Annotated in this window: 6 protein-coding genes; 3 read left to right on the top strand and 3 right to left on the bottom strand. The window is 73.4% G+C overall.

The window, feature by feature from the left end; genetic code table 11:
- The first annotated feature begins 256 nt into the window (after nucleotides 1-256).
- Both AB0A74_RS41500 and AB0A74_RS41495 read left to right on the top strand, forming a co-directional pair.
- Nucleotides 257-874 (top strand): DUF998 domain-containing protein, encoded by a 618-nt coding sequence (locus AB0A74_RS41500; protein ID WP_358258558.1) that lies wholly within the window; start codon nucleotides 257-259, stop codon nucleotides 872-874.
- On the top strand, nucleotides 871-2,883 hold the full coding sequence (locus AB0A74_RS41495) for a glycosyltransferase (RefSeq protein ID WP_358258557.1): 2,013 nt from the start codon (nucleotides 871-873) through the stop codon (nucleotides 2,881-2,883). Before AB0A74_RS41500 ends, AB0A74_RS41495 begins: the two co-directional genes overlap by 4 nt.
- Here AB0A74_RS41495 and AB0A74_RS41490 read toward each other — a convergent pair.
- Complete coding sequence (locus tag AB0A74_RS41490; protein ID WP_358258555.1) at nucleotides 2,880-6,530, bottom strand: patatin-like protein; 3,651 nt, start codon at nucleotides 6,528-6,530, stop codon at nucleotides 2,880-2,882. The genes AB0A74_RS41495 and AB0A74_RS41490 overlap by 4 nt on opposite strands.
- 190 nt (nucleotides 6,531-6,720) lie before the next feature.
- Here AB0A74_RS41490 and AB0A74_RS41485 point away from each other — a divergent pair, with 190 nt between their 5' ends.
- Complete coding sequence (locus tag AB0A74_RS41485; protein ID WP_358258554.1) at nucleotides 6,721-7,158, top strand: hypothetical protein; 438 nt, start codon at nucleotides 6,721-6,723, stop codon at nucleotides 7,156-7,158.
- Nucleotides 7,159-7,200: 42 nt separating this feature from the next.
- Here the strand turns inward: AB0A74_RS41485 and AB0A74_RS41480 are convergent, their stop codons facing one another.
- Together AB0A74_RS41480 and mptB are read right to left on the bottom strand one after the other, a co-directional pair.
- Nucleotides 7,201-7,869 carry a triacylglycerol lipase gene (locus tag AB0A74_RS41480; RefSeq protein ID WP_358258552.1) on the bottom strand — a complete coding sequence of 223 codons (669 nt, stop codon included), beginning with the start codon at nucleotides 7,867-7,869 and terminating at the stop codon, nucleotides 7,201-7,203.
- Nucleotides 7,870-7,978: 109 nt separating this feature from the next.
- Nucleotides 7,979-9,541: a polyprenol phosphomannose-dependent alpha 1,6 mannosyltransferase MptB gene (mptB, locus tag AB0A74_RS41475; protein WP_358258550.1), complete on the bottom strand. Its 1,563-nt coding sequence runs from the start codon at nucleotides 9,539-9,541 to the stop codon at nucleotides 7,979-7,981.
- Nucleotides 9,542-9,874 lie beyond the last annotated feature (333 nt).

Raw genomic sequence — 9,874 nt, 5'->3', positions numbered from 1 at the left:
CTGGCCGCGCGGGCACGGTGGTCGTGTCCGGGACGCCGGTCGTGCGGCCGGAGGGCCAGCGCCGGTCGTCGCCGTCGCCGCATCCCCCTGCCGCCATCCGCCGGCTGCCCGCTTCCCCCGTCCGCCGGCCGGCCGGTCCGCGAGGCCCACCCGCCGGGGTGGGGGCAGCCCCACCCCCGATGTCCGGGTGGCATCAGGGTCGCCTCGGGGGTGTTCCGGATACTTTCTGATCGCGAATCCCGCCAGGATTTTTCCCGTGACGGTGATTCGGGGGGAAAGACGGGCGGCGGTGTTGTCGTTCGCGGTGGCGGGGTTGGTCCTGTCGTTGTTCCCGGTCGGGTATCTGCACGTGGTGGCGGTCGGGGAACTCAGTCCGCTCAGCCACACCATCAGCGACTACATCTTCGTGGCCAACGGCAGCGGGCTGCTCGCCGTCACCGCGCTCTCGCTCGCCGCGGCTTCGGTGGGGCTGCTCGTCGTGCTGGTCCGCACCGGTTTGCCCAGGCGGGGGCCGGTGTCGTGGCTGCTGGGGCTGTGGGCGGTGGGGTTGACGGTCGCCACCGTGTTCCCCACGGACCCGACCGGGTCGCCCGCTTCCTTCTCCGGGCTGGTGCACCGCTACGCCGGCGCGGTCATGTTCACGAGCCTTCCGCTGGCGGGCTGGTTGATTTCCCGGCGGTTCATCCGCAGTACTCCCGTCCGTCGTTTTTCGGTGGCCGCCGGGATCACGGCGGTGGCATTCATGGTGAGCCATGTTTCGCTCACCTACGACGGCCAGGTGTTGCTCGGTCTTTTCGAACGGATCCTCTTCGCGTTGCTGTACGGGTTGCTGTTCGCCCTCGCCGCCGCGGTGAGCCGGGAGGTCTCGCGATGACGTGGCTCGCCGTCGTCCTCGCCGCCGCCGGGGCGGCGTTCTTCGCCTTCGCCGCCCGGTTGCAGCACGAGGCGGTCAACGACGTCCCGGACCTGAAGGTGCGCGACCTGCTGCGCCGGCCGCGGTGGTTGGCGGGGCTGGTGCTGCTGGTGGTCGGCGCCGGGGTGCACGCGGTGGCGTTGGGGATGGCGCCGTTGACCGTGGTGCAGCCGGTCGGGGTGCTGGCCATCGGGATCACCGCCCTGTTGGACAACCGGCGGCGGGAACTGCCGGCCGTCGCGTTGACGACCTTCGGCGTGGGGGCGTTCGTGTTCCTCGCCGCCGGCAGCGCGACCGCCACCCCGGTCGCCGCCGAGGCCGAGGTGACCGCCGGGCTGGTCGTGCTCGGGCTGGTGGCCGTGCCGGGCCTGGTCGGGGTGCTGTCCGCCCGGCCGGCGGTGCGGGCGCTCGCGTTCGGCGCGGCCGGCGGCGTCTCGTACGGCTACGTCTCGGTGCTCATGCGGTCGGTGTCGCAGGACGTCCAGACCGCCTCGCTCTCCTTCGGCACCGGCCTCTCGGCGGCCGGTATCGCGCTCGCCCTGCTGGTCGGCGGCTGGTTCATCCAGCACGCCTACGCCAGCGGACCGCCGCACGTGGCGGTCGCCTGCCTCACCGTCGTCGACCCGCTGGTCGCCGTCGGCATCGGCACCACCCTGCTCGGCGAGGCCACCCGCACCTCCGGCCCCACGGCCGTCGCGGAACTCGCCTGCGCCGCCGTCGCCATCGCCGGCGTCGCCCTGCTCGCCCGCAAGGACTCACAGACACCCATGAGATCGGAGAACACCCCCATGAACGGACGCGCCATGCGGATCGTCGTCGCCGCGGAGACGTTCCCGCCGGACGTCAACGGCGCGGCCCGCTTCGCCCACCGGCTCGCGGTCGGGCTCGCCGGCCGGGACCACGACGTGCACGTGATCTGCGTGGACCCGGTCGGCGCGGCCCGCACCGAGCACGTCGACGGCATCACGGTCCACCGCCTGCGCTCGCACCGCACCCCGTTCCACAAGACGTTCCGGATCGGTCTGCCGTGGCAGGTCGGCAAGGACGTCCGGGCGCTGCTCGACCGCATCCAGCCCGACCTGGTGCACGTCCAGGCGCACTTCGTGGTCGGCCGCTACACCTTGAAGCACGCCAAGGAGATGGGTGTCCCGACGGTCGCCACCAACCACTTCATGCCGGAGAACCTGTTCGGCCACGCGCACATCCCGCAGTGGTTCCAGGGCCTGGCCTCCCGCTGGGCGTGGAAGGACCTGACGAAGGTGTTCGACCAGGCCGACGTCGTCACCGCGCCGACTCCGCGCGCCGTCCAGCTCCTGCACGACAGCGGGTTCCCGCGGCGGGCCGTGCCGGTGTCGTGCGGCATCGACATCGACCGCTACCGGCTGCGCGAGCCGGTCCGCGCCAACGACGGTCCGACGGTGCTGTTCGTCGGCCGGTTGGACGAGGAGAAGCGGGTCGACGAGCTGCTGCGGGCGGTGGCGCTGGTGCCGCGCCTGCACGCCGACATCGTCGGGGACGGGTCGTGCCGGGCGGAGTGGGAGCTGTTGGCGCGCGACCTCGGGATCGCCGACCGGGTCCGGTTCCGCGGGTTCGTCGGCGAGGAGGAGCTGCTGGACGCCTACGCCGGTTGCGACGTGTTCTGCATGCCGGGCATCGCCGAGTTGCAGAGCCTGGCCACGATGGAGGCGATGGCGGCGGGCAAGCCGGTCGTGGTGGCCGACGCGATGGCGTTGCCGCACCTGTGCCGGCCGGGCCGCAACGGCTGGCTGTTCACCCCGGGTGACGTGAAGGGCCTGGCCGAGCGGCTGCACGCGGTCGTCGCGGACCCGGCCGTGACCGCCCGCATGGGTGTGGCGAGCAGCGAGCTGATCTCGGCGCACGCCATCGACCAGACCCTGGAGACCTTCGAGGGCCTCTACCGCGGGGCGATGGGCGTGCCGACGCTGGTCCGTCCCGCTCTGGTGGCCTAGGCCACGACGCCGCGGCGGGTGGCGATGCGGTGCGCCACCCGCAGTCCGCGCGGCCCCAGGACGGGTCGGCCGGAACCGTCCAACCTGGTCAGGAAGCGGAACAGCATCGCGTGGCCGTCCAAGCGCCGCAACAACCCCTCGGCCACGTTGTCGCCGTAGTCCACCACGGCCGACTGCTCCACCAGCCGCCGCATGATCGCCCGCCGCTCCTTCAGCGGCACCCACCACGTGGTCACCAGCAGCAGCACCAGCCCGAACGACAGCGTGGTGGCCAGCACCGCCTCCCAGCCGGTGAACCGCAGCGAGAACACCTGCACGACCGCGCCGACCACCAGCAGCACCGACCCGTAGACGGCGGCCCACCCGGCGGTCGCGGCGGCCGGCGGCTCGGCGTGCTCGGTGGTCCACACGCCGTCGCGCTGCCGCCACCGCTGCAACGACCGGCCCAGGTGCAGCGAGGCGACCACGCCGAACACGATCGCCAACACTGTCCCGACCACCACCACGGCCGGGTCCACGTCGTAGAGCCGGTAGCGGACCACGGCCCAGATCGCGACCACGATCGCCGCCGCGAGCAGCACCCGCAGCACCAGCCGGGGCCGGCGCCGGATGCGCCGCAGCACCGCCCGCGCCACCGCCAGCGGCGTCCCGACCGGCGCGGGCAGCGACCCGATCACCAGCAGCGCCACCACCACGACGACCACCCCGCCGACCGCCACCAGCCCGGTGGTGACCCCCTCCTCGGAGGACGCCAGCGCCGACCGGGTCCGGTCGATCGCCACCGCCGCCAGCGGGATCACCGGGGCCAGCAGCACCAAGCCGTGCAACAGGGTCCCGGTCCGCAGCGCCGCGTACCCGAAGGCGGCCAGCAGGGTCGCGCTGCCGAACGCCGCCGCCGGGCCGACCGCCCACGGCGGCAGCAGGTCGAACAGCGCCAGCACCAGCAGCGCGCCGCCGAGCGCGAACCCGAGCAACCCGAGGAACTGCGCGAGCTGACCGCCGCGGGTCAACCCGGTGATCGTCCAGTACGGCAGCAGCGCCGCGCCGCGCAGCGCCCGCGTCAACGGCTTGGCCGGACCCAGCCCGGACCGCTCGCTGTCGGCCACGGTCACCGCGACCGCCGCCGCCGTCGCCGCGGTCCGGATCACCTGGTCGCTGGAGGCCTCCTGGGACAGCGGCTCGCGCCCGATCCCGGCCCGGTCGAACGCCTCCAGCGCCTCCAGCCCGACCTCGACCCGGTCGGCGTCGGTGCGTACCGGCAGCCGCTGCAACAGGGCCGCCTGCTCCTCCAGGAACAGCTCGCCGCGCGACCGCTTGTCCGCGCCCTCGTGCCGGTCGGCCAGGATCGCGGCGCGCAGCGCGGGCAGCTCCTCGCAGATGATCCGCACGTGCAGCGCCCACGCGGCCAGCTCCGCCAGGGCTTCGCAGGTGGGCGGCTGGTCGCCGTCGGCGTCCTCGTAGACGGCGGTGAGCTGCTCGACCGCGCGCTCCACCACGGGCGCGAGCCGGTCCGGCAGGCCGTCGCCGAACAGCCTGCCCGCCAGCTCGTCCACCCGCCGCCGCGCGCGTTGCGCCGGTGACGCGCCCTCGTGCGGGGTGAGCCGGTCGATGCGCAGCAGCCGCTTCGGGTCGCACACGATCTTGCTGAGCATGGTGGCGCCGTCCAGCCGGCCCCAGATCCAGTCGTTGACCCGCCAGGACCGCTTGAGGAACCCGGAGAACCGGCTCAGCGACGCGCCGCCGGCCTTGTCGTCGGGGGTCTGGCTGTGCTCGGCGAAGGCGTTGCGGGTCTGCAGGCTGATCTGGACCAGGTCCACCGCCTGGTCCATGCCGCCGCGCGCGTCGTCGGCCAGGCACGTCGCCGCGACCTCCAGCGCCAGCAGCCGCGACAGCCACATCTCCCCGGCGACCACGCCGGCCGCGGTCTCGGCGTCGGTGCGGGGTTCGAGCAGCAGCGCCTTCCACGACGTCAGCCCGGCCATCTGCACGCGGTCGTCGGCCAGGGCGTCCAGCGCGTCGCGGGCGTCGCCGAGGATGCCCGCGATCCGGTCCACCTGCGCCCGCACCCGCTGACCGACCGGGCCGCGCAGCATGCCCTCCGCGAACGCCTCGACCCGCAGCTCCCAGTACTCCCGGTTCAACGGGGTGTGCTCGCGGGTGGTCCACTGGCCGTCCAGCTCGGCGCGCAGCTCGCGCAGCCGCGCCCGCACGTCGTAGAGGTTGGTGCGGGCCTGCGCCAGGCGGCTCGCGGGGCTGTCCGGCACCACCCACACCAGCCGCTTGAGCAGGTCCATCGCGGCGGAGGCGAGCCGTTCGGCCATGGTGATGCCCCACGGCCAGCCGTGCTCGGGCAGCGCGGCCGGCTGCGGCCGCCCCGGCACGTAGGGCAGGCCGCCCCACTTGGCCAGGTGCGCGCGCTGCGCGGCCTCGGCCGCCGCCCGGACCCGTTCGAAGGTCCACCCGGCGGTGTTCGCGCCGGGCACCTCGAACTGCCGGGTGGTGATGTCGCGGGCGGCGTGCCGGATGCGGATGTCCTCGTAGTGGTCGTGCAGCGTGGCGGCGAGGTCGTAGAGCCGGCCCACGACCGAGCCGCCGGCGGCCAGCCGGCCCAGCAGGGCGCTGCGCCCGCCGCGCCGCGACGCCGCCAGCCGGTTGTGCTCCTCGATGCGCTCCACGTAGGTGCGCCCGCTCTGGCTGGTCAGGGCGCTGAGCAGCTTCGCGCCGGTGCCGATGGTGCTGGGCAGCAGCCCGGCCACGGGCGCGACCGGCGGCTGCTTGGACTCCGGGGCGTGCGGGAACACCAGCAGCATCACCCGCCGCACCGGGCCCTCCGCGGGCATCCGGTCGATGGCCTCCAACGCCTCCTTGGTCGGCGTGTTGACCAACACGCCGCCGTCCACGACGTAGCGGGACGTGTTGTCCGTGCCGTTGGCCCACGACGCGACGTCGGCCATGTTCGGCCGCGCGTCGCCCGCAGCCTCCTCGGTGACCGGCACGAACGACGGCTCGAACGCGAACGGGAACGACGCGGAGGACCGGGCGGCCAGCGCGAGCTGGTCCACCAGCGTGGGCAGGCGCTCGGCGGTGAAGTCGTCGCGGCCGGTCGGGTCGCGGCGGAAGGAGAAGCTGCCCTGGTGGGTGGACTGGGTCAGGGACTGGCCCAGGTCGTCGTGGGTGGTCGTCGGCACGCCGGCGAGCAGGGTCGTGGTGATCCGCAGGTCCACCGGCCGCTCGTCCGGCGGGGTGGGGGAGAAGTCGGTGGTCAGCCGGTTGAGCGCCTCCTGGAGGCGGGGCAGGAAGAACTCGTCGCCCTTGAGCAGCGACACCGGCGAACCGCGGAACGGGGTGCGCAGCAGTTGTTCCATGCGCCCCTGCTCGGCCCACAGGTCCCGCAGGCGCTCCAGCTTGGCGTTCTCGTTGACCTGCGACAACGCCAGCGCGGCGCCGTTGATGCCGCCGGCGGACGTGCCGGTGACGACGTCGGCGCGGGCCGTGCTGCCGACCAGGTCGAGCAGGTCGGCGTAGGCGCCCTCGGCCCGCGTGAGCCGGTCGAGTTCGAGGACGACACCGCCCATCCACACGGCAAGGCTGACCCCGCCGTTGAGGACGACGGCGAACCGGATCTGCTCCTGCGGCACGTCGGCCATGCGCGCTCCCTCCCCGGACGGCGGTGGGATCTTCCCAGGTACCGGTTAGTCGCCCGCCCGCCGCACCGGGTTACGCCCCGATCGGGTCAACCCGCCCGCACACTTGTCCGAACGCCGGTGCGCGGGGGAAGATCCGCGGCGGTCCGGACGGGCACGTCGCCTCGCTCCGCGTCGTCCAGGAGGCGTCCCCGTGCGTGCGTTGCCCGTGCTGTCGTTGTCTTTGCTGGTCGCGGCTGCCCTGAGCGGCCCGCACACCCCCGTGGTCCCGCCGCCGGCCCCCGTCGGGGCGCAGCCGCCCGCCACCACGTCGTCGCCGACCACCCCGCCGCCGGCCCTCGCCGACCCGACCCCGACCCCGGCCACGCCCGCCGAGACGGTCGCGGTCGCCGTTCCGGCCGGTCAGCCGGCCGGGACAGCGCCCGTGGACGGCGAGTCGGTGGCCGAGCGCAACGCTCGCATCCCGGCCCCGCGCCCACCGCTGCTCACGTACGTGCAGACGCCTACTCACATCCCGACCATCTACAACGGCGGCCCGACCACGGTCCCGCCCACCACGGACGAGGCGCCCGCCCCGCAGCCGCAGCCGGACCCGAACCCGACGGCCACCACGCAGCCGCCGACGCCGTGAGGTGGGGTGGCCACCCGTCGCCGGATGGCCACCCCGTTCGCGCTAGCGGTTCACGTAGTCGCGGACCTGGCCGTACACGGTCGCGTCGGTCAGCAGCGCGCTGTGGCTGACGCACGCCGTCCGCGTGTTGCGGGCCCCGGACAGCACCGTGCTGTCCGGTGGGTCGATCACGCCGTCGCACGACGACCACCACGTCCCGTAATCGGGCGCGCCGGGGGTCTCGTCGCCGGAGTTGAGCGCGGTCAGGAAGTCCGAACCGATGCGCATCTCCGTGCACGACGTCTGGAAGCAGGTGTTCGCCGACCGGGTCCCGTGGTTCGGGCCGCCCAGCGACACCCACTGGTCGATCTTCGCGTCGCCGCCCAGGTTGCGGGCGTAGTAGCGGGAGGACAGGCCGCCCATCGAGTGGGTGACCACGTCCACCTTCGCGGCCCCGGTGGCCGCGAGCAGTCGGTCCACCTCGGCGCGCACCACCTCGGCGGTGGTCGCGTTGGACTTGGCGGTGTCGTAGGAGAACGCGCGGAGGTGGTCGTCGGGCCAGCCGTCCGCGCGGAACCGGCTGATCATCGTGTTCCAGTTGGACGCGCTGCCGTTCCAACCGTGGACGAACAGCACCGGGTCGTGCGCGGCGGCGTGCGCCGACGGCGACGTGAGCAGGGCAGGGAGCAGTAGCGCGGCGGCCAGGGCACACCGCTTCCAGGGCAACTTCACGAACGGGCCTTCCGACGGACGTTGGCGGATTCGTCGTGAGAGGGACCGGTACCGGACGGCAGGGGCGGTGCCGTTATGTTACTGCGAGGTAACCCAGTGAAGTCAACGGTCAGGCCGCGTCGGGCACCGGGTCGCGCTTGATCAGCGGCAGGACCTGCCGCCGCGCCGCGAACACGCACAGCGCGAACGCCAGCAACGCCGCCGTCACCGCCTGCGGCACGATGTAGGCGCGCCCGTCGAACGCCGACCCGGTCGGCGGCAGGATCACCGCGATGAACGCGCTCGCGCTCATCGCGATCAGCCGGAACCGCTTCGCCAGCACCGCCGTGGCCAGCGGCAGCGCCGCCCACAGCACGTACCAGGGCTGCAGCACCGGTCCGAGCACCAGCACCGCGCCCAGCCCGGCGCCCAGCCCGTTGACCGCCTTGATCCGGCCCCGGAACGCCTTCCACAGCAGCGTCCCCGCGATCACCACCGACACCGCCTGGAACACCAGCCGCATCAACGCGATCATCGAGTCGGTGTGGTTGCCCAGGCCCAGCAGCAGCCCCAGGCCGCCGCCCAGGAAGCCCATCGCGGTCGGCGGGGACATCCAGCTCTTCACCGTGCTGGCCACGTTCAGCGTCTGCACCCAGCCGAACCCGAGCCCGGTGCCCAGGCACGTGGCCACCATGACCACCCCGGAGATCACCGCCAGCAGCAACGCCGCCTTCACGAGGTCGGCGAACGTCCCGCCCCACCGCCGCGCGATCATCACGCCGAGGAACCCCAGCGCCAACGCGGCCGGGATCTTCACCGCCGCGCCGAACGTGATCATCGTCGCGCCCAGCGCGATCCACACCAGCTCGTCGCGGGTCATCGGCGCACCGGGCGTGACCGGCATCCGGCGCAGCGCCAGCTCCAGCCCGACCAGCATCAACCCGATCGCGAGCCCTTCGTTGTGCACGCCGATCACCAGGTGGAACAGCACCAGCGGGTTCGCCGCGCCCAGCCACAGCGCGCTCACCGGCGGCACCCCGAACCGGCGCGCGAGCCGGGGCAGCGCCCACACGATCATCGCCAGGCCCAGCAGCACCAGCAGCCGGTGCAGGAACACGCCGGGCAGCACGGAGTTGCCGGTGACCATCGAGATGACCCGACCCACCGCCAGGAACAGCGGCCCGTAGGGGGCGGGCGTCTCGCGCCATATGTTCGGGACGTTGGTGGTCAGCGGGTGGTCCACGCCCAGCGCCGTGGCCGGCCCCATCTCGTAGGGATCCTGCCCGTTGGCCGCGATCTGCGACTGCGCGAGGTAGCTGTAGACGTCCCGGCTGAACATGGGCAGCACGAAGACCAGCGGCGTGATCCACATCATCAGCGTGCGGTCGAGCTGGCTGCGCGACATCAACCGGGGCCGGCCGGGACGCGCGAACCGGCCGAGCATCAGCCAGGCGGACACGACCAGGAACATCCCGGTCCACACCACGCCCATCGCGGCGCTGGGCATGCGGGCGAACAACCCGAGCACGGGCGTGCCGGGCAGGGGCGAGAACACGGGCGCGGCCCCGGCCCCCAGCGAGCCGACGAACATCAGCAACGCGCCGACGGTGCCCCACCGGCGGATGATGTCGAGCTGCCGCCGTTCGGGGGCGTCGAGCGGTGCCGCCTCGCCGATCGTCTCCCGGTTCCCCATCACCAATCCGCCCGCCGTCACCCCCGAAGAGTAGCGAGCAGCGCTCCACGCCGTGCCGGATGCCGACCAACCACCGCCCCGTCGCCTCTCGCCCTCCGCTCTCGGTCCGCCAACCGCCGGCCGCAGACCCACAGCACCTCCTCCCCAACCGGCCGCGCGTTTTCGCGCCGCAGGCGCGCCGCTTTTGCGCCGAAGGCGCTACGCCGAGCTGCAAGCCCACGGGAAGGGCCTCGGTCTCCCTCCGTACGGCCTGGGCGCAGCCCAACCGCGCTTTGGTCTTCTCCGCAACCAGCTTTTCCGGTTGCGGAGAAGACCAAAGGGTGGTTGCCTCCG

Origin of the sequence: Saccharothrix sp. NPDC042600 (assembly GCF_040647305.1) — a bacterium.
GTDB classification, from domain to species: domain Bacteria; phylum Actinomycetota; class Actinomycetes; order Mycobacteriales; family Pseudonocardiaceae; genus Actinosynnema; species Actinosynnema mutabilis.
Note: the sequence above shows the minus strand (reverse complement) of the source record. Positions and strands in the feature narration are given on the sequence as shown.

What these genes read in the sequence shown, in the direction of transcription:
- AB0A74_RS41495 (WP_358258557.1), top strand. Translation starts at nt 871, where the DNA reads ATGACGTGGCTCGCCGTCGTCCTCGCCGCCGCCGGGGCGGCGTTCTTC.
- AB0A74_RS41490 (WP_358258555.1), bottom strand. Translation starts at nt 6,530, where the DNA reads ATGGCCGACGTGCCGCAGGAGCAGATCCGGTTCGCCGTCGTCCTCAAC.
- mptB (WP_358258550.1), bottom strand. Translation starts at nt 9,541, where the DNA reads ATGGGGAACCGGGAGACGATCGGCGAGGCGGCACCGCTCGACGCCCCC.